At 65.0% G+C, this 18,996-nt stretch carries 13 protein-coding genes and 1 other RNA gene; 8 read left to right on the top strand and 6 right to left on the bottom strand.

Annotation, left to right across the window (positions count from 1 at the left end):
• Positions 1 to 361: 361 nt before the first annotated feature.
• Positions 362 to 2,110, bottom strand: a complete 1,749-nt coding sequence (locus tag XarbCFBP7408_RS17625) for a sensor domain-containing diguanylate cyclase (protein WP_104564059.1) — start codon at positions 2,108 to 2,110, stop codon at positions 362 to 364.
• A 154-nt stretch (positions 2,111 to 2,264) separates the two neighbouring features.
• Here XarbCFBP7408_RS17625 and XarbCFBP7408_RS23530 point away from each other — a divergent pair, with 154 nt between their 5' ends.
• Positions 2,265 to 2,396, top strand: coding sequence for a hypothetical protein (locus XarbCFBP7408_RS23530; protein ID WP_429001413.1), 132 nt, complete (start codon positions 2,265 to 2,267; stop codon positions 2,394 to 2,396).
• A 106-nt stretch (positions 2,397 to 2,502) separates the two neighbouring features.
• Here the strand turns inward: XarbCFBP7408_RS23530 and XarbCFBP7408_RS17615 are convergent, their stop codons facing one another.
• On the bottom strand, positions 2,503 to 3,672 hold the full coding sequence (locus XarbCFBP7408_RS17615; protein ID WP_104564058.1) for a glycerate kinase: 1,170 nt from the start codon (positions 3,670 to 3,672) through the stop codon (positions 2,503 to 2,505).
• 522 nt (positions 3,673 to 4,194) lie between these two features.
• Here XarbCFBP7408_RS17615 and XarbCFBP7408_RS17610 point away from each other — a divergent pair.
• Entirely contained in the window at positions 4,195 to 6,045 is a 1,851-nt protein-coding gene (locus XarbCFBP7408_RS17610) for an Svx/AvrXca family virulence/avirulence protein (protein WP_104564057.1), read from the top strand.
• 26 nt (positions 6,046 to 6,071) lie between these two features.
• On the opposite strand, the gene XarbCFBP7408_RS17605 is transcribed toward XarbCFBP7408_RS17610, so the two are convergent.
• Both XarbCFBP7408_RS17605 and XarbCFBP7408_RS17600 read right to left on the bottom strand, forming a co-directional pair.
• Entirely contained in the window at positions 6,072 to 6,392 is a 321-nt protein-coding gene (locus tag XarbCFBP7408_RS17605) for a hypothetical protein (protein ID WP_104564056.1), read from the bottom strand.
• 286 nt (positions 6,393 to 6,678) lie between these two features.
• Complete coding sequence (locus XarbCFBP7408_RS17600; RefSeq protein WP_104564055.1) at positions 6,679 to 7,845, bottom strand: class I SAM-dependent rRNA methyltransferase; 1,167 nt, start codon at positions 7,843 to 7,845, stop codon at positions 6,679 to 6,681.
• A gap of 261 nt (positions 7,846 to 8,106) precedes the next feature.
• On the opposite strand from XarbCFBP7408_RS17600, the gene XarbCFBP7408_RS17590 reads away from it, so the two are divergent.
• Together XarbCFBP7408_RS17590 and XarbCFBP7408_RS17585 are read left to right on the top strand one after the other, a co-directional pair.
• Complete coding sequence (locus XarbCFBP7408_RS17590; protein ID WP_104564054.1) at positions 8,107 to 9,063, top strand: TerC family protein; 957 nt, start codon at positions 8,107 to 8,109, stop codon at positions 9,061 to 9,063.
• A 398-nt stretch (positions 9,064 to 9,461) separates the two neighbouring features.
• Positions 9,462 to 10,250: a rhomboid family intramembrane serine protease gene (locus tag XarbCFBP7408_RS17585; protein ID WP_104564053.1), complete on the top strand. Its 789-nt coding sequence runs from the start codon at positions 9,462 to 9,464 to the stop codon at positions 10,248 to 10,250.
• 118 nt (positions 10,251 to 10,368) lie between these two features.
• On the opposite strand, the gene XarbCFBP7408_RS17580 is transcribed toward XarbCFBP7408_RS17585, so the two are convergent.
• Entirely contained in the window at positions 10,369 to 11,463 is a 1,095-nt protein-coding gene (locus XarbCFBP7408_RS17580; RefSeq protein WP_181106866.1) for a glycerophosphodiester phosphodiesterase, read from the bottom strand.
• Between the two features lie 76 nt (positions 11,464 to 11,539).
• Between XarbCFBP7408_RS17580 and XarbCFBP7408_RS17575 the strand changes: the two genes are divergently transcribed.
• Positions 11,540 to 11,615, top strand: a non-coding RNA gene (locus tag XarbCFBP7408_RS17575) — sX9 sRNA.
• Positions 11,616 to 11,712: 97 nt separating this feature from the next.
• Here XarbCFBP7408_RS17575 and XarbCFBP7408_RS17570 read toward each other — a convergent pair.
• Complete coding sequence (locus tag XarbCFBP7408_RS17570; protein ID WP_104564052.1) at positions 11,713 to 14,013, bottom strand: TonB-dependent receptor; 2,301 nt, start codon at positions 14,011 to 14,013, stop codon at positions 11,713 to 11,715.
• Positions 14,014 to 14,207: 194 nt separating this feature from the next.
• Between XarbCFBP7408_RS17570 and XarbCFBP7408_RS17565 the strand changes: the two genes are divergently transcribed.
• The 3 genes from XarbCFBP7408_RS17565 to XarbCFBP7408_RS23230 all read left to right on the top strand — a co-directional run bounded on the left by XarbCFBP7408_RS17565 (position 14,208) and on the right by XarbCFBP7408_RS23230 (position 18,840).
• Positions 14,208 to 15,065 carry an acid phosphatase gene (locus XarbCFBP7408_RS17565; protein WP_104564051.1) on the top strand — a complete coding sequence of 286 codons (858 nt, stop codon included), beginning with the start codon at positions 14,208 to 14,210 and terminating at the stop codon, positions 15,063 to 15,065.
• 785 nt (positions 15,066 to 15,850) lie between these two features.
• Entirely contained in the window at positions 15,851 to 17,116 is a 1,266-nt protein-coding gene (locus tag XarbCFBP7408_RS23235; protein ID WP_258072188.1) for a TonB-dependent receptor, read from the top strand.
• A complete protein-coding gene (locus tag XarbCFBP7408_RS23230) occupies positions 17,095 to 18,840 on the top strand; it encodes a TonB-dependent receptor domain-containing protein (RefSeq protein ID WP_258072186.1) in 1,746 nt (581 codons plus the stop codon). The genes XarbCFBP7408_RS23235 and XarbCFBP7408_RS23230 overlap by 22 nt, the downstream gene beginning before the upstream one ends.
• Positions 18,841 to 18,996 lie beyond the last annotated feature (156 nt).

Raw genomic sequence — 18,996 nt, 5'->3', positions numbered from 1 at the left:
TGCTAGCCAGAATGCAGCCGCTCCGGCGATGTCCCCCGGATCCCAAGGCCGGGGGTGCGTTTGCGCGCAACTGCGGTACTCACAGCGGAGCTGCTCTTGCGGCTGAGACGATGACGGCCGAAGGTGTCCATTCCGATGAGAGGTGTAGAGCCGCATTCTGGTCACATGCGGCAGGCGAAGGTCGGCTCAGAAATCGAACGCGTCTTCTGCCGATCTTGCGCCCGATCGGGCTGAACAGGTGGCTTCGTTGTAGAACTCGCAGTCCAGCGTGCAGGAGTCCTTGTGGTTGCTCGAACGCGTCCCAGCCAACGCCCACCGTCCCGCGTCCGGATCGGATCGGATCGGATCGGATCGGTAGACGCTAGCGCTGGTCGTTGACGCCCGTGCCGCGGCGCGCGCGCCGAATCGCATAGAGCGAATGGTCGGCGCGGTCGAGCACCGCGCTCAGTGCCTCGCCCGGCTGGCGCAAGGCGGTGCCCAGGGTGAACAGGATCGGCGCCTCATCGCTGGCCGCGAGGTAGGTGCGCACCAGCTCTTCCAGCTGCGGCTCGCTGGCCGCGTGCAGCAGCACCAGGAATTCATCGCCGCCCAGCCGCACCAGGTGGTCCTGGCGACGCAGCGGGTGATTGAGGAACCAGGCCATCTGCACCAGCACCTCATCGCCGCGCTGGTGGCCATAGGTGTCGTTGACCAGTTTGAACTTGTCCAGATCCACCACCACGCAGCCCCAGCGCACACTGGGGTCGCGCTTGTCCAGTTCGTCCAGGAAGCGGCGGTTGTAGCAGTTGGTGAGCGGGTCGGTGAACGACCATTCCAGCAGCTGCTTCTCCTGCTGGTACTGGTTGGTGATGTCCTGGGCGTGCGCCAGCACGATGGTGGCGTCGGCCTCCACGTCCAGCACGTTGCGGTACTGCCAGTGGCGCAGGCTGCCATCGCTGGCGACCAGCTCGATCACGCCGGCGTCCTGGCCGTCGAGCACCATCCGCGACAGATAGCCCTGAAAGGCGGCGTGCCGCTCGGGACGGATGAATTGCAGCAGCGAGCGGCCTTCCATCTCGTCCACGCTGCGGCCCAGCGAGCGCGCGGCGGCCGGATTGACGCTGATCAGGCGGCCTTCCATGTCGTGGGTGCAGATCAGGCCCAGGCTGTACTGGAACATGTTGCGGAACTTGCGTTCGCTGGCGGCCAGCGCATCCACCGCGCGATGGCGGTCGGTGACGTCCTGGATCGCGCCGATCAGGCGGGTGCGCCCCTCCACATGCTCTGCCGAGCCGGTGCTGTGCACCCACAGCTGCCGGCCGGTGGCGCTGACCAGCGGCAGTTCCAGATCCCAGGGCGTGCCATCGCGCACGCAGGCCTCGACCGCCTCGGTGATGACCGCGCGCGCATCGAGCAGATAGAAGCCGATCCCCTCGGCCAGGGTCGGCCGGTAACCCGCCGGCAGGTCGTGCAGGCGGCAGGTCTGATCCGACCAGGTCAGGGTGCCGCTGGCCACGTCCACTTCCCAACCGCCGACGCCGGCGACCCGGCCGGTGCGTTCCAGGAACGCTTCGCTCTCGCGCAGGCGTTGCTGCAGCTGTTCGTTGGCCGCCTGACGCTCCAGCATCAGCCGGCGCTGCTCCAGGCCTTCGGCGGCAACCCTGGCCAGCTGCTGCAAGGCGGCCAGTTGCGCCGGCTCCAGCGCGCGCGGGCGCTGGTCGATCACGCACACCGTGCCCATGCGCAAGCCGTCGGACAACACGATCGGCGCACCGGCGTAGTAACGGATCCCCGGCGCGTCGGTGACCAGCGCGTTGTCGCGAAAGCGCGGATCGGCCGGCGCATCGCGTACTTCCATCACCGCATCGTCCTGGATGGTGTAGGCGCAGAACGCGAGTTCGCGTGGGGTTTCGCTGGCGTCGGGCAGGCCGATATTGGCCTTCCACCACTGGCGACGTTCGTCCACCAGCGACACCAGCGCGATCGGCGTGCCGGCGATCGCCTGCGCGGCGGCGGCCAGCGCATCGAAGAACGGCTCGGCATCGGTATCGACGACCTGCAGCAGCGCCAGCCGCGACAGCCGCTCGGCCTCGCGGGAGGTGGATGACACGGCGGCGTCGCAGTGGCTCAATGAAATGCTCGCTTTGCCCCGGGCAATCCGGGCAGTCTAGCGGACCGCACATACCTGCCAACGCAGCGTTGCGTGCGCCATCGCACAGAAGATGCGTTGTGCGCAGCGCATGCGCCCCGTCACGGGGCGGGCCCGGTCGCGCATTCGCGCCGTCGTGGCGCATCTGCAAGGCCAGATACAGGCGCACGCGGTCGTCGGTAGTGCGCAGGTCCACGCCGCAGAGTTCTGCGATGCGCTGCACGCGGTCATCCAGCAGGACACGGTGGCACGTTCGCTGCGTGCGTGACGGCGCAGCGTCCCGTGCTGCGCTCACGCCTCAGGCGAACCACGCCAGTGGATCGCGTGTCGACGGCCTGGTGCACAGCCTGCGAGCGCGGCATCGCGCGCTGCCGTCAGCGCAGGTCCGCGCTCGCAGGCCGCTGCGCCAAGGCCTGGCCCACCTGCAGCGCCGCGGCCACATTGCGTGCGGCGACGCGCACGTTGCCGGCGGCCTCGGCCAGCGCCTGCTCCACCGTGCAGGCGCGATGCACCACCGCAAACATCGCATCGATGCCATGCCCATGCAGCAGCGCGGCGCCATTGCCCAGGCAACCGGCGATGGCGATCACCGGCTTGCCGTGCCGCTGCGCCAGCCGCGCCACGCCCACCGGGGTCTTGCCGTACAGGCTCTGGCTGTCCAGGCGGCCTTCGCCGGTGATGACCAGATCGGCCTGGGCGATCAATGCGTCCAGCCCGAGCGCCTGCGCCACGATCTCCACACCGGGCCGCAACCGCGCGCCCAGAAAGGCCACCAGCGCCGCGCCCAGGCCGCCGGCCGCACCGCCACCGGGCAGCTCGTGCAGGCGCAGGCCCAGGTCGCGTTGCAGCACCTCGGCGTAGTGCTGCAGGTTGCTGTCGAGCTGGCGCACCATGCTGGGGGTGGCGCCCTTCTGCGGGCCGAACACCGCCGAGGCGCCGGTCGGGCCGATCAGCGGGTTGTCCACATCGCAGGCCACTTCGAACTGGCAGTCCTGCAGCCGCAGGTCCAAATCCTGCGTGTCGATCCGCGCCAGCGTCGCCAGCGCGCCGCCGCCGGGGCCGATCGACTCGCCCTGCGCATCCAGCAGGCGCACGCCCAGCGCCTGCGCCAGGCCGGCGCCGCCGTCGTTGGTGGCGCTGCCGCCGATGCCGATGATCAAACGCCGCGCACCGGCATCCAGCGCGGCCAGGATCAGTTCGCCCACGCCAGCGCTGCTGGTACAAAGCGGGTCGCGCGCGGCCGCCGGCACCAGCGCCAGGCCGCTGGCGGCGGCCATCTCGATCACCGCGGTGCGGCCATCGCCGGTCAAGCCGAAGAACGCCTGCACGGGGGTACCGAGCGGGCCGCTGACCGTGCAGTCGATCACCCGCCCGCCGGTGGCCGCCACCAGCGCGTCGACCGTGCCTTCGCCGCCATCGGCCACCGGCACCTTGCGGTATTGCCAGTCGGGGAACACCTCGCGGAAGCCGGCCTCGATCTGGGTGGCCACCTCCAGCGCGGACAGGCTTTCCTTGTAGGAATCGGGTGCGATCACGATCTTCATACGGTCACTCGCTTCAGGACGGGCCACTGGTGCGGAATGGGGGCAGCGCCTTGGCGGGACCCCGCGGTGCCCTTCAGTGTGAGGTGATTCCCGGGGATGCTGGTCAACGCGCTGCCAGGGTGGGCAGGTGCGCACCCGCGCCGCGCAAGCTGCATGGACTGCCGGCCATGACGTCCGCGCGCTGCGTGACCACCGAACGACCACCACGCTGCAGCTCTGCGTTGGTGGCGAGCGTCTGCACAGGCTGTGGTTGCCTCATGCAGCGCTGCACAGCGAAGGCAGGTGCCGCGTGCAGCGCGTCAGGCTGTTCTGTCGTCGTCCTGCCGCACTCAGCTTGCCTCATGGCACACGCGCTTGCACGAAGCGATGTCGGCATCAGCGCAGTCACGACAGCTTCCCCGCACTGCGCTCTGCGAGGCTAGGACGACGCCCACGTTGTGCGGCATCGCGGACATGGGCTCGGCCAGTGTCTGTCATTCGCATTGCGACACACCTCTCTTCCAGCTTGGCAGGAGCACCACCATGTCCGACTCACGACGCGTGCATGCCCGACGCTGGTTCACGCCTGTCCTGATCGCCATGGGTCTTGGCACCGCCTCCTCTGCAAGTGCCGCCTGCACTGCCGGCAACTGGATGGTCGGCGCCGCGGAAGTGAACATGCCCGGGGTGCGTTACCAGACTGCGCATTTTGCGTTCCGATGGAGCGGTAACGGGATTTCCGGTGCCGACGTGCGCGCTGCTGGCGAGTATCTCGAACAGGTCTGGGACATCTATCTCAATCGCATCAGGTTTCCAGAGCCGTTCTGCAACGCCAGTACCAAGTACAAGGCCAATCTCTACATCGACCCCCGCTTTGGCCTGATCGGCGGCATCACCAGCACCGCTGGCATGATGATGCGCATCGGCCCGGGCGGATTGCGCGATCACTGGGGGCTGGCGCATGAATTTACCCACGCCTTGCAGTACCAGGCCGGGGGCCTGCAGGAGTCCGACTACACCGGCTGGATCTGGGAATCGCATGCCAACTGGATGGCCCATCAGATGCCGGAATTCCATGCCAGCGAGGTGCATTGCTCGAGCATGCTGGTGAATTATCCGCACCTGTACCTGGGTTCCACCCGCGACAACTACTGCAACTGGCAGTTCATGGAGTACCTCAAGGATCGCTATGGCTACTCCATCATCAACGACATGTGGAGCAAGGCCCCGCGCATCGACAACCCGCTACGCCGCACCACCGATCCATTTTCGGTGATCAAGACGAACATGGGCTGGAGCCAGGCGCAGATGAACGATGTGTTCGGCGACTGGGCCATGCGCAACGTCAACTGGGACTACACCAATCCCGATGGCAGCGACCAGGGTGCGTTATACCGCGCCCGCTACGGCAGCAATCTGTCCTTCGACCCGCAGCAAACGCAGGACTGGGACAACCGCGACCGCGCGCTGCGCATGACCGTGCTCGATCCGGTGGCCGGCCAGGCCAATCGCTATCGGGTGCCGTTCGAGTGGGCACCGCAGCGCTGGGGCTACAACCTTGTGCAGCTGATTCCGGCCGCCGGCGCCACCAGCATCACGGTCGCCTTCCAGGGCCAGGTGCAGAGCGCCCCGGCTGTCACCGGTCTCCCGGGCCTGGTCAATGACCCTGCCAGTATCCCCAACCCGGATTCGGACTGGCGCTGGGGCGTGGTGATCATCGACAGTGCCGGCAAGGCGCGTTACAGCGCCTTGCAGCGTGGTGCCAGGGCCAGCCTGAGCGTGGCCTTGAAGCGCGGCGATAGCGCGGTCTATCTGATGGTGATGGGCACGCCCACCACCATGCAGAAAATCAAATGGGATCAGTCGTATTACGCCATCTACCGCTACCCGTGGAGCGTCATCCTGACCAATGCCGCCCCGGCCGGCAGCCAGCCCAATGCCGCCACGCCCACCCCGGTGGGCCGTCGCCACGCAAATGGTGGCGGCTGGGTCGCCAATGCCGCCAATGTCGCTTCCAGCGCCTACGTGGGTCCATTTGCACGGGTGCTGGCCGGCAGCGTGCTGGGTAATGCCCGCATCGAGGGCCATGCCACGGTGATGGGCGGCACCGTGCAGGGCAACGCCGTGCTCGGCGGGCTGACCGTGTGGCATCCGGGCGCCACCATCGGCGCCAACGCCCAGGCCAGTACCGTGTTCAAGGGCCCGGGCGCGTTCGGCGCGATCAACGTGGGCGGCACCGCACAGCTGCGCGGCGACATCGAGCAGCAGGGCGCCTCGCCGGTGCAGGGCGTGTTCTACGGCTTCATCGATTCGGAGACGATGCTCAAGCCCGGGTTCGGTGCGGATCTGCGCCAGGCGGTGCCGGAGATCACCGCTCGCCCGGCCGGCTGGTGAGTGCGCGCTGCGCGCTCACCGCCTGCTCAATCGTCCAGCTCTGCCAGCCGCGCACGCACGCTGTCCACATCGATGTGCTCGCGCACATGCGGCCATTGCCGCGCCCATACCGCGCGGAACACGATCCACGCACCGAACACGCCCAGACAGGTGGAGCCCAGCGCCAGCAGCAGCGGATGCAGCGGCGAACCGTCGCCAGTCTGGAACAAGTACATGAAAGCACCGGAAAACAGCAGCCACACGCCGAACACCGGCCAGTTGCTGGCCAGCAGGCTGGCATGCGGCCGCTCGACCTCGCGCAGCAAGCGCCTCAAAGCCTTGCGTTCGTCTTCGTCGCTGGACCTCATCGGCTGCCGCTCCCTAGTGAATGTCTGCGTTGAACTCCCGGCTGCCGCGTGCGGCGACCAACCAGTGCCATCACGCACAGGTGTTGCCCTGGTTGGGCGCTTCCGATGACGGCAGCTCCCGCGCTGCAGGCACATCGCAGGCCACGCGATGCGGCGCGCACGTGCAAGACCGCCTGGCCGCCGCCACCGCGCATCATCCTCAAAGCGGCCATCCCTGCCCTGCCACCGACCTACACACGCGAGCAGCGGGCTTTACGCATTGCCCGCTGCCTCACAGCGAGCGCCCTCACACCACCCGGCAGAACACCGCTTTCAGATACCGCGATTCCTGCACGTGCGCCATGAACGGGTGATCGGGGCCGGCACCGGCCACTTTGAGGATCTGGATGGTGCGGCCGGAGAAATACGAGGCGCGCCGCAGCATGTCCAGAAACTCCTGCTCGGCCACCAGGCCGGTGCACGAGAAGGTGGCAAACAGGCCGCCCGGCTTGACCACGCCCAGCGCCAGCTTGTTCATGTCCAGGTACTTCTTCAGCGCCGGAATCACCTGCTCGCGGTCGCGGGTCATCTTGGCCGGGTCCAGGATCACCACGTCGTACTGCTCGCCGCGATTGGAGGCATCACGCAGCCACGGAAAGATATCGGCCTGCACGAACCTGGGCCGCACGTTATTGAGCTTGGCGTTGCCCTTGGCAATGGCGATGACGTCTTCGTCGATGTCCACGCCCAGCACCTCGGACGCGCCGCAGGCGGCCGCGTATACGGCAAAGCCGCCGGTGTTGCAGCACAGGTCCAGTACGCTCTTGCCTTCGACCTGCTCGCTCAGCCACTGGCGGTTCTCGCGCTGGTCGGCGAAGAAGCCGGTCTTGTGCGCACCGGCCGGGTCGGCGCGGAACTTGATGCCGTACTCGGTGATCACCGCCGCTTCGGTGGTGGTGTTGCCGTGGAAATCGAAGCTTTCCTGCTTCTGCACGTGTTCGTCGGCGAAGCTGTGGAAGCGGCAGCCCGGGAACTGCTCGCGCAGCGCCTCGTAGATCCATTCGCGGTGGCGGAACATGCCGGCGGCGAAGAACTCCACCACCACCAGGTCGCCGTAGCGGTCCACCACCAGGCCGGACAGGCCGTCGCCTTCGCTGTGCACCACGCGCCAGGCATCGGACACGCCATCGAGCTTGAGCCAGTCGCGGCGCAGGCTCACTGCCGCGGCGATCTTGCGCGAGAACCAGCCCGCATCCACCGGCACCGCCTGGTCGGTCTCCAGGATGCGCACGGCAATGCGCGAATGGCCGTTGTAGAAGCCGCGGCCGATCCATTCCCCGTCCACGCCGACCACATCGACGATGGTGCCGGGTTTGGGCTTGGCGGCGGGCTTTTCCACCAGCTTCTGGAAGATCCACGGGTGGCTGGAGCGCCAGGCATTCTTGAGTCGGACGACGGGGACAGGAGTATTCATCCGCCCATTGTATCCGGCTGGATTGACGTGCCTGCCCCGGGCACGCAGAATCGGGCGCAGAAGGGGAGTAGCTCCCAGCGTTGTCGCCGTCATGACGAGCCCTGCCATCAGGCGCTCCGGTGCAACGGCAACCGGCCCGGCCGGTTGTGAGCGAGACCTTCGCCGCGCAGGCGAAGGTCCGTCACCCGGAATCCACGATTTCCGTGTCACAAGGCCTCAGCCCACCGGTTGTCCAGGTCGTTTCACTTTCGGGATTCTTGTATGCAAACCATTGGCAATGTCTGGTTATGGGGTGGCTTCGCGATCGTGGTGATCGTGGCGCTGTTGGTCGATCTGGTGCTGATGCGCCACGGCGGTGCCCACAAGGTCACCTTCAAGGAAGCCACCTGGTGGAGCATAGGCTGGGTGCTGCTGGCGCTGGCCTTCAACGCCGGCCTGTGGTGGTACCTGCAGGGCAGCATGGGCGATGCGGCGGCCGACCGCATCGGGCTGGAGTTCCTGACCGGCTATCTGGTCGAGAAATCGCTGGCGGTCGACAACATCTTCGTGTTCCTGATGGTGATGACCTACTTCGGCGTGCCCGAGGAGCAGCGCCAGCGCGTGCTGATCATCGGCGTGCTGGGCGCGATCGTGCTGCGCGCGATCATGATCTTTGCCGGCTCGGTGCTGCTGACCAAGTTCCATTGGCTGCTGTACGTGTTCGGCGCCTTCCTGCTGCTGACCGGCATCAAGATGTGGTTCTCCGCCGGCAAGGAGCCGGACCTGGAAGCCAACCCGGTGCTGCGCTGGATGCGCGGCCATCTGCGCCTGAGCCCGCAGTACCACGGCCATGCGCTGAGCGTGATCAAGGACGGCAAGCGCTGGTTCACCCCGTTGTTCGTGGTGCTGATCCTGATTGCGGTGATCGATGTGATCTTCGCGGTGGACAGCATCCCGGCGATCTTTGCGATCACCACCGACCCGTTCATCGTGCTCACCTCCAACGTGTTCGCGGTGCTGGGCCTGCGCGCGATGTTCTTCCTGCTGGCCGGCATGGCCGACCGCTTCCACCTGCTGCCGTATGGCCTGGCAGTGATCCTGGTGTTCATCGGCACCAAGATGATGATCATCGACCTGTACAAGATCCCGGTGCTGGTGTCGCTGGGCGTGGTGGTGGCGATCCTGGTTGCGACCATCGTGCTGAGCGTGCTGCGCCCGCCCAGGCCGGCCGGGCACTGAGGAGCCGGGATTGGGCAGTCGGGATTCGGGATTGGTGGCGCAGCCTCCGCTGCTCGCAACCATGCACACCGACCATTCCGACTGGTCCTTGCCCGCCCACCGTCGCGGGACCTTACGCGGCATGGATGCCGCGTAAGAGCTTACAAGGCCGTACTTGCAGCGTGTCCTGCGATGGTGGGCGGGCAAGGGCCCTGCAGCCAAGCTGCAGATCGGCCGGAAGTGGACTTTGCAGATGGCGGATGGCGCGGCACGTGCGGTGCCGCGTCTCATCCACTTGCGTCATGCGCGGCAGACGACGCCAGGATTCGGCGGCGGGATTGGATTATCCCGCCGCCGGGCCTGCTTATCCCGAGTTTGAGAGGCTTGTAAAAAACCCGCGCGACGCCATCCGTGAAGGTATGACACCGCATCCTGTTGCCGCCGCCGACACCACCACCCAAGCTCGCCTGGATCGTTCCCGGGTGCTGCGTGCCTTCAATGTGAGCCTTGCCGCCGTGTTGCTGCTGGTGGCGGTATTCACCGCGCAAGGCATATTCGACTGGCGCGCCTGGGCGGTGGCACCGCTGCAGGCCGACGGCCTGCGCGGCATTCTCACCGCCCCGCTGCTGCATGGCTCGCTCGCGCATCTGGGCGCCAACGCCGCCGCCTTGTTGATCCTGGGCACGCTGGCCGGCAGCGTGTATCCGCGCGCCACCGCCCTGGCGCTGCCGTTGCTGTGGCTGGGTTCGGGGTTGGGCGCGTGGTTGCTGGGCGAGCCCGGCAGCCGGCATCTGGGCGCCAGTGGCGTCACCCACGGGCTGATGTTCCTGGTGTTCGTGCTGGGCCTGCTGCGCCGCGACCGCCCGGCGATTGCCACCAGCATGATCGCCTTCCTGTTCTACGGCGGCATGTTGCTGACCATCCTGCCGCACGAGGCCGGCGTGTCCTGGCAATCGCATCTGGGCGGCGCGGTTGCCGGCCTGATCGCCGCGCTGCTGCTGCGCCTGCGCGACCCGCAGCAGGCCAGGCCGCGCTACAGCTGGGAAGACGAGGACGAAGACGCCGCCTGGGAGATCAGCAACACCGAACGCGACGTGCTGGAACCGCCGCCGCCACGCCAGGTTCCTGTGCTGTGGCAGCGCCAGGACGATGGCTCGCAAAGCGTGGTGCTGCATTTCCCGCCGCGCGAGCGGCCGCCAGGTAGCTGAGACTTTCCAGGCGACCGCAGAACCGATCATGCCCTGCCCTGCGTAGGAGCGTGCCTGCGCGCGATGGGCATTACCGCTACAGCCCGTCGCGCTCTGGCGCGCTCCTACGCGACGCTGCTCAGGGGTGCCCGCTCAATGCACGCCGCGCCAGGCCCGGGTCGTCGGCGAAGAACGCATCGATGCCGGCATCCAGATACATCTTCAGCTCGGCCAGTGCGCCGCTGTCGTTGCGCTCGGTCACCGCGCCGCTGTTGCGGTTGTTGGCCGCCAGAAAATAATTCTCCGGACGGAACGTATACGGCTGCACCTGCAGCCCGGCCGCATGCGCGTCGTGCACCAGGCTGGTCGGCGTGCCCAGGCGCTGCTGCGCATCCAGCGGAATGATGCTGCGGATGTCCGGGCCGATCGCATCGGCATAGCCGGCAACCTGCTTCAGTCCCTCGGGCGTGATCATCTGCGCGTAGGTGCGTGGCGCATTGCCCACGCCCGCATCGGGCAACGCCATCTGCGCACCGCCCAGCAGCTGCAGCAAGCGAATGTTGCTGCTGCGCCCGATCTTGCCGCGCAGCTCACGCAGGTTGCCGGTCTCGAACGACTGGATGATCACCGGCGCAGTGTGTGTGTAGGCATGCGCACGCAAGGTGGCCAGCACCTTGTCTTCCATTGGCAGGCCAAGTGCCTTGAAGTAACTCGGGTGCTTGATCTCCGGAATCAGCCCGATGCTGCGCCCGGTCGCCGCCGATTCGGCGGCGACAAAATCGATGATCTCGTCGAAGCTGACGATCTGAAACTGCCCATCCCACCGCGTGCTGCGCAACTGCGGCAACCGCTCGCGCGCACGCAAGGTCTTCAATTCGGCAAGAGTGAAGTCTTCGGTGAACCAGCCTTCCATCGCCTGGCCATCGATGGTCTTGCGGGTCTTGCGCGCGGCGAACTCCGGGTGGCTGGCCACATCGGTGGTGCCGCCGATCTCGTTCTCATGCCGCGCCACCAGCACGCCATCCTTGGTTGACACCAGATCCGGCTCGACAAAATCGGCGCCATCGACGATCGCCTTGGCATACGCCGCCAAGGTGTGTTCCGGGCGCAAGGCGCTGGCGCCACGGTGCGCAAAGATCTGCACCGTCTTCGCCAACGGCGCCTCTGCCAACGCGGACCCGCTCATGCCGACCATCATCGCTCCCAACACCAACGCGCGGTGGAACTGCATCATGCCTTTCTCCAACAAAAAACAGCCATCAACACCACCGCGTCATCGTCAGGCGAGCGCGGCCGATGAGCGAGGCGGGATGTACGATGTGTACATCCCGCTTTCTCCGCATCGTCCGCACTAGCCTGACAACCACTCCCTAAGTCTTGCCAGCCACTCTAAAACCATCCACGTCGATCACCACCGGAAATCAGTCAGCAGCCATAAGACCCGCTGTTACCAATCCCCAATCCCGACTCCCCAATCCCTAACTCAGAACTTCGCATCCAAAGTCAAAAACACCTGCCGCGGCGCGCTGGCATGGAATGCCAGCTGACGGCCATTCGGATCGCTGTTGGCGAACGCGGTGAGGTTGGACGCATAGCGCTTGTCGGTGAGGTTGGTCACGTTGAGCGAGAGCTTGAGCCCCTGCAGCACGCCGGCCTGGCCAAAGTCGTACCCGGCGCCCGCATCGAACGAGGTGTAACCGCCGAAGCCCTGGTCGTTGGTGTAGGTGTAGTAGCGCTGGCCGGTGTACTTGCCGCGCAGGTTGATGTTCCAGTTGGCGTAGTTGAACGCGATTTCGCTGGCGAACATGCGCTTGGGCGTATCCACCGTGGTCTTGCCGGCAGTCGGAATGATCACGCCGTTCTGCACGTAGTTGTCGTCGTAGGTCGAATGGTTGATCGAAGCCGAGTTGTACCACTGCAGGTAGCTGGTCGGCTTCCAGATCACGGTCAGTTCGCCGCCGCGGCTGCTCACCGAGCCCACGTTGAAGAAGCGCGTGGTGCAGGCCGGCGTGGTGCCCTGCTGGATGCTGGCGCAGGGATTGAGCGAGAGCAGGCGGTTGTCGAAGGTCACGTCGTAACCCACCAGCGAGGCTTCGAAGCGGTCACGCACGAAGCGATAACCGGCTTCCACGGTGCGCGACTTCTCCGGCTCCAGTGCGCCGACGCTGGCATCGAAGGAGGCCTGCGTCACCAGCAACGGACCACCGGCGCCGCCGCCCTGGAACGCGGCGATGTTTTCCGCGTACGAGGCGAACACTTCCTGCCCGTCTGCGATGCGATAGCCCAGACCGACCTGCGGCAGCACCGACTCGCTGGCCTTGATCGAACCGGTCGCCACCGGCGCTTCCACCGCCAGCCCCGGCGTTTCGCGCGCGGTCATTTCGGTGCTCGGGCTCTTGATGCCCAGATCCAGGCTCAGGCGCTCGTCGAGGAACTTGAAGTTGCCCTGCACATAGAACTGCCGCGTGGTGATGATGTAGTTCTGCGAGAACAGCCGGCGGTCGGGATCCTGCAGGAACTTGTCATCGCTGACCGGCCCGTCGATCCAGTAGAAATTGCGCTCCACATCGTGGTGATTGCGCTCGTACCACAGCCCGGCTTCGAGATGATGCGGGCCCAGGTTCCAGCCGAGCGAGGCGATGCCGCCGGTGCGGTTGATCCAGTAATTGGTGCTGCGGATGGAGATCGGCAATGCCTGCGGCGTGCCCGGGTTGGACGCCTGGCCCGGCGACCACCAGTGGCCCTGACCCTTGTTTTCGTGGTGGTAGACCTGGGTGTGCAGGCTGATGGCATCGTTGGGCTGGAAGTCGCCGGCCACATAGAACAGATCGTCGTCGCGCAACGCGCGGCTCTGGTAGTACGCATCGTCGATGTTGTCCACGCCGCCGCTGAAGCCGCAGCGCGCCGCATTGCGCGTGGCCGGTGCGCAGTACGCCGCGGCCAACGCCCGGTTCCAGTCCGGTGCGTACAGGTTCCAGTCCCAGCCCAGGCCACGCGCCATGCCGCTCTTGGACAGATACGAATAGTCGGCCTGCGAGGTCCGCGAGGTGTCGGCGAACGCGGTCAGCTTGCCGCCGTCGAACTGGTACACGCCCTTGGCATTGAACTGCCGCGTGGTGGTCGGCGACTCCGGGCGCGCCCACATGTCGGCTTCGGCATTGATGCCGGACAGATACGCCGAAAACCCGTTGTAGTCGCCGGTGTCCACGCGCAGGAAGGTGCGCCGGTTGGCATCGGAGCCCACCGTCTGCGACAGCTGCCCGCCGAACACGCTGGACGGATCGGCCGAGTAGTACTGGATGGTGCCGCCCAGGTTGCTGGTGGACGCGGTGCCCAATGCGCCGATGCCCGATGCCAGCTCCACGCCGCCGAAGTTTTCCGCAATCAGGGCGCGGCTGATATTGAGGCCGTTGTAGTTACCGTAGGCGTTGTCACCCAGCGGCAGGCCGTCGAGCGTATAGCCCAGGCGCGTGCCGTTGAAGCCACGCAGGCTGATCGTCTGCGACTCCTCGTTGGCACCGAAGGCATCGTTGGATTGCACGTTGACGCCCGGCATGCGGTTGAGCAGTTTCTGGATGCTGGTGCCCGGCGGCAACACCGGAATGTCCTGCTGGGTGATGCGCTGCACCTGACGCGTTTCGCCCTGGCCGATCACCGAGACCGCGTCGAGTTGCTGCACGGTCGTGCCGGTATCGGCAGTCACCTCGGGATCGGCGGCGTGGGCAGCCGGCGACAGCACGAGCGCGGTAAGGACGGCGGCACTTAACAGATGGGTCTTGGGCATGAGCGGCAGGGGGACGAGTCAAAAGATGACGGCAAGCGTGCGACAGCTGTCTTGCGTCGATGCGACCGGGACATGACAGTGCTGCGACAGCAGCTGCGTATTCCGCGCCGCAGCTGCGTTGCGCTGGCATGCAGATGTCATCTGCGCGTCGTAATCTGCGCACTCATCCATCTGTGTTGTCCGAGGGTTGCTGCATGTCCGATCGCATTGCTCGCGCTTGTTTCCGGACGCTGACCAGCGTCGCCATCGCGGTGTTGGCAGTGGGATGCGGCAGTGCAAGCGCGCGCGACAAGGCGGCTCCGGCGGGCTCGGTGATCGCCACCGATGCACACGGCTACCTGGAAAAAGCACAGGTGCCCGACAGCCTGCGCCTGGTACCGCCACCGCCGCAGGACGGCAGCGCCGCGCTCGCCAACGATCAGGCCATCGCCACATCCATGCTTGCCCTGCGCGGCACACCGCGCTGGGACCTGGCCACGCAGGACGCTGCGCTGACGTTCCCGGCGGCCGCCAATCACTTCAGTTGCGCGCTCGGCATCCAGATCGACCAAGCACACACGCCGCACCTGCTGCGCCTGCTCGAACGCAGCATGCGCGATGCCAGCACCAGCACCAGCGCGGCGAAGGCCCGTTACCAGCGGCCACGCCCGTTCATGCGCAACGACCAGCCGATGTGCACGCCCGGCGACGACGCGGCGCTGCGCAAGAACGGTTCCTACCCCTCCGGCCACACCGCGATCGGCTGGAGCTGGGGCCTGATCCTGGCCGAAATCGCCCCCGCCCACCGCGACGCCCTGCTCGCCCGCGGCCGCGCCTTCGGCGACAGCCGCCTGGTCTGCAACGTGCACTGGCAGAGCGATGTCCTGCAGGGCCGCATCATGGGTGCCGCCACCGTCGCGGCCTTGCACGGTAACCCCGAGTTCCAGAAGGATCTAGCCGCTGCGCGCCGCGAGATCGACAAGGCACGTGCGAAGCAGTCAGCGATGCCCGCGCCGCAGGCGTGCGATACCGAAGACACTGCGCTACAGACCGTGTTGCCTGATGTGATGTAAGGGGTACCGCGCACCTATGTGCGCTGCGCCGTTGGCTTGGAAAAGACGGGGCGGCAATCTGGCTGACATGCGTTGAACGCTGCCGGCGCAGTTGGCGCGCTGCGTCCGCCCGCGCCCTTGCTCGCTGGCGAATTCCGCATCGCTCCGGCATGCTCCCGGCAATGGTGGCGGTTGCCTGGGTCCCGCAGCCGTTGCCGCTGGATCGCTCTGGCATGCGCGTTCATCCGCATCTTGCAGACGGCGGCCAGTCACTTCCCTTCCCACGTGCAGACCATCCCCTGCCCCGTGCCAGCGACGGGCGTGTGTGCCCGCAAGTGACGGAAACACGAGAGAGGGTGCAACAACACTGCCTCCCCGACGATGCGTTTTTGGCGGCGATGCGCGCAGGGCGGCTACCAGCCTACCCGGGCATCTGATTCAGAAGTGAGGAACGCCGGACGGCGGCCCAGCGCGGCCTTCGCCAGAAGCGGCGCCCGGCTGCGTCCACGCCGAAATTCGCAGCTGCGTACACGAATTCGCTGCCGATTACCCAGCCCAAACGCGCCATTTCACAAGAAAGTTCCCAAAGGATGACATGGTCGTAAATCTTGGGTTAATCTTCAGGTAGCCTTCAGGAAGTTGACAGCCGTTCAGCTCGCTGTCGTTTGGAGAGCACTCCCCTCAGCTGCTGCAGGGCAGTTGGGTCCACGTTTGGCAGTCGTAGTGAGCGTAGTTCATCAGGAGAGAGAGGAATGACGCGTCCAGGGGTTCGTAGTTCGTTGTCCAGGAACATCACACGCAGTGCCTTGAGCCTTGCTTTGGGCATGTGCGTGGCAGGTGGTGTGCATGCACAAAGTGCAGTGGGGTCCATCTTCGGTAGCGGGCAGCCAGGTAGCACCGTTGCCATTCAAAGCCCCCAGACGGGTGTAAGTCGCTCGGCCACCGCTGCTGCCGATGGCCGATTCACCTTCAGCCAGCTGCCTCCAGGCAGGTACGTCATCACCTCTGATGGCGTGACTCGCGAGGTCGAGGTCAAGGTCGGTAGCGGCTCGCAAGTGCTTCTGACCAATGACGCCACGACCCTGGACAGGGTCGAAGTGGTAGGCCAACGAGCGTTCAACCCGATCGATGTGTCCTCGGTAGAATCCACCACGGTGTTCACGGCCGAACAGATGATCTCGCTGCCAGTGGCAAGCGATGTCTCCTCGGTCGCCTTGTTAGCGCCTGGCGCAGTCAGAGGTGACAGCGGCCTGGGTGCAGGAAATCTCGCCTCGTTCGGCGGTTCGTCGGTGGCTGAGAACGGCTATTACATCAACGGCTTCGACGTGACCAACATGCGCACGTTTCTGTCATTCGCCAACGTGCCCTTCCAGGGCATTGGTCAGTTGCAGGTCAAGACTGGCGGTTACGGTGCCGAATATGGGCGCTCGCTGGGCGGGATCGTCAGCATCGTGACCAAGGCCGGCTCCAACGATTGGCATTACGGTGGCAGCGTCGAATGGGAGCCGGATTGGGGACGAGCTTCCGGGAAGAACGTACGCGAGCGCGATCCTGATGCGGCAGACCCGTTGTACCAGTACCGCAGCGACAATCAATACGACAGCACCATTTACTCGGCGTATGCCAGTGGCCCGATCATCAAGGACAGGCTGTTCTTCTTCGCCTTGGCCGAAGGCCGAAGCGAAACCAGCGACACGTTCGGAGCATTGACGAGCCAACGGACTCGCGACAGCACACCGCAAGGCTTGGTCAAGCTGGACTGGTATATCAACGACCGCAATCTGGTCGAGTTCACCGGCATCTACAACCAGGCCAAGACCAAGTACAACACGTACGAATACAATCTCGATGCCAACGGCGAAAACCGCTACAACGTCGGGCGCCATGAAGCACCGATCGAACGCTACGAAATGGAGAACGGTGGCAAGGTCGGCATCCTCAAATACACCGGCTACTTCACCGACAACTTCACCCTGTCGGCGCAGTACGGCTATCTGAGCAACCTGATCGGCTCGCGCTTGCCCGCCAACCCTGCCGGCGGCGAGTGCCCGTGGCGTACAGCTTCGGGCTGACCACCAGCACGGTGGATCGCTACATCGGTTGCAACCCTGGGACGATTTCCACCATCGCCGATTTGGATGCCGAACCGGACGAGGACATTCGTAAGGCATTCCGTGTCGACGGCGAATGGGTGCTGGGGGATCACCGACTGCGCTTCGGTGTCGATCAGGAGAACTACGAATCCAGCCATCGTGGCCGGACCTATGCCGGCGGCATCAACTGGGCCTATTACCTGGTACCCAATAATGCAGTTGCCACCGGCGCATTTGCCGGGCGCCCGGGCCGCACCGTGAACGGTCAGCTGGTGCCGCGCGGCTCACTGTATGCGCGCTCGCGCGTTTATCAGACCAGCAGCTCCAGCTACGAAAACACCAACAGCGCCTTTTATCTGGAAGACAATTGGCAAGTAACGGAAAACTTCCTCGCCGTGCTCGGTCTGCGCGGTGAAAAGTTCGAGAACAAGAACGGCGACGGTATCGCTTGGGTCGAATCCGACTACAAGCTCGCTCCACGGCTTGGGTTCTCGTGGGATGTGCTCGGCGACGCCAGCTTGAAGCTGTTCGGTACCGCCGGCCGCTACTACATTCCGGTGGCTACGAACTCCAGTATCCGTGCAACGGGCGCGGAATCGACTGTGTCCAATTGGTATTTTGTCGATGGATGGAGTGAAGCCGACGGCACGCCGGTCGGTCAGGGCGCACAGATTGGCGTGACCCAGACCAATGGCTCGCTGGTCGCGCCAAACCCTGCCTCTGTTGCATCCACCAATCTGTCGCCCATGTACCAGGACGAGGTGATTCTGGGCGGGCAGCTGCAATTGACGGAAAACTGGATGGCGGGCGTTCGCATGATCCGCCGAGAAGTGAAGAGCGGCATGGACGATACCTGCACGACCAATCCGTGGATCGATTGGGCCGCAGACAACGGCTTTACCGACTTCGATCCGAGTTCGGTCCCCAGCTGCTACTTCGTGAATCCGGGCAGCGATGTCACTCTCAATGTCGACTTGAATGGCGATGGCGAAGTGGAATTGGCGACCCTGCCAGCTTCGTATCTCGGTCTGCCCGAGTACCGGCGTATTCACACCGCGCTGGAGTTCTTTTGGGAGCGCACCGGTGAGAAGTTCAACTTCCAGGGTTCCTATACATTTGCCAGAACGCGCGGCAATGTGGAGGGCTACGTCAATTCCACACTGGAGCAGGAAGACCCGGGCCTGACGCAGGACTTCGATCACCGTCTGTTCACCGACGGTACCTATGGGCCGACACCGAATGATCGCCAGCATACCCTCAAGCTGTTCGGCGCCTACAACCTCACGCCGGAATGGCAGTTCGGCGGGAACCTGATACTGCAGTCCGGTCGGCCGGTCAACTGCCAGGGCTACATCCCGCTGGACGACATTCCGCAGCCTGACCAGGGCAACCTCACCGGTTACAGCGGTTCGAGCTTTTATTGCTTGAACGCTGAAGGCACCCGCGTGCTACGGCAGCGTGGCGATGAAGGGCGGACACCCTGGACCTGGACGTTCGATCTGGCGGCTGCATATATCCCCAACTGGGCCGACAACAAGCTGCGTATCAAGCTCGATGTCTTCAACCTGTTCAACAACGACAGGGTGACCGAGTACAACGAGTTCAGTGAAGCGTCCCGCGACGTGATCAGCCCGAACTATTTGAACGACGTCAATTACCAGACGCCGCGCTCGTTCCGTTTGACCGCACGCTACGATTTCTGATTGTTCGTTGCTCGAAGGATGGCATCACGAAATCCAGCCTCGAAAGAGGCTGGATTTTTTTGGCTAGAGCGTGTTATGAACTTTGAAAGAGCGTGGCTGCATTTCCAAGCATCAGAATCGTGAAGACAACAAAGTGCAAACCGGCCAAGGTTTCCG

It is taken from the genome of Xanthomonas arboricola pv. guizotiae, assembly GCF_002940205.1.
In the GTDB taxonomy this organism is placed as follows: Bacteria; Pseudomonadota; Gammaproteobacteria; order Xanthomonadales; family Xanthomonadaceae; genus Xanthomonas; species Xanthomonas arboricola_C.
The sequence above is the reverse complement of the archived record's forward strand: the minus strand, read 5'-3'. Positions and strand labels throughout refer to the sequence as shown.

What these genes read in the sequence shown, in the direction of transcription:
- XarbCFBP7408_RS17615 (WP_104564058.1), bottom strand. Translation starts at nt 3,672, where the DNA reads ATGAAGATCGTGATCGCACCCGATTCCTACAAGGAAAGCCTGTCCGCG.
- XarbCFBP7408_RS17570 (WP_104564052.1), bottom strand. Translation starts at nt 14,013, where the DNA reads ATGCCCAAGACCCATCTGTTAAGTGCCGCCGTCCTTACCGCGCTCGTG.
- XarbCFBP7408_RS17610 (WP_104564057.1), top strand. Translation starts at nt 4,195, where the DNA reads ATGTCCGACTCACGACGCGTGCATGCCCGACGCTGGTTCACGCCTGTC.
- XarbCFBP7408_RS17605 (WP_104564056.1), bottom strand. Translation starts at nt 6,392, where the DNA reads ATGAGGTCCAGCGACGAAGACGAACGCAAGGCTTTGAGGCGCTTGCTG.
- XarbCFBP7408_RS17565 (WP_104564051.1), top strand. Translation starts at nt 14,208, where the DNA reads ATGTCCGATCGCATTGCTCGCGCTTGTTTCCGGACGCTGACCAGCGTC.
- XarbCFBP7408_RS17590 (WP_104564054.1), top strand. Translation starts at nt 8,107, where the DNA reads ATGCAAACCATTGGCAATGTCTGGTTATGGGGTGGCTTCGCGATCGTG.
- XarbCFBP7408_RS17580 (WP_181106866.1), bottom strand. Translation starts at nt 11,463, where the DNA reads ATGATGCAGTTCCACCGCGCGTTGGTGTTGGGAGCGATGATGGTCGGC.
- XarbCFBP7408_RS17585 (WP_104564053.1), top strand. Translation starts at nt 9,462, where the DNA reads ATGACACCGCATCCTGTTGCCGCCGCCGACACCACCACCCAAGCTCGC.
- XarbCFBP7408_RS17600 (WP_104564055.1), bottom strand. Translation starts at nt 7,845, where the DNA reads ATGAATACTCCTGTCCCCGTCGTCCGACTCAAGAATGCCTGGCGCTCC.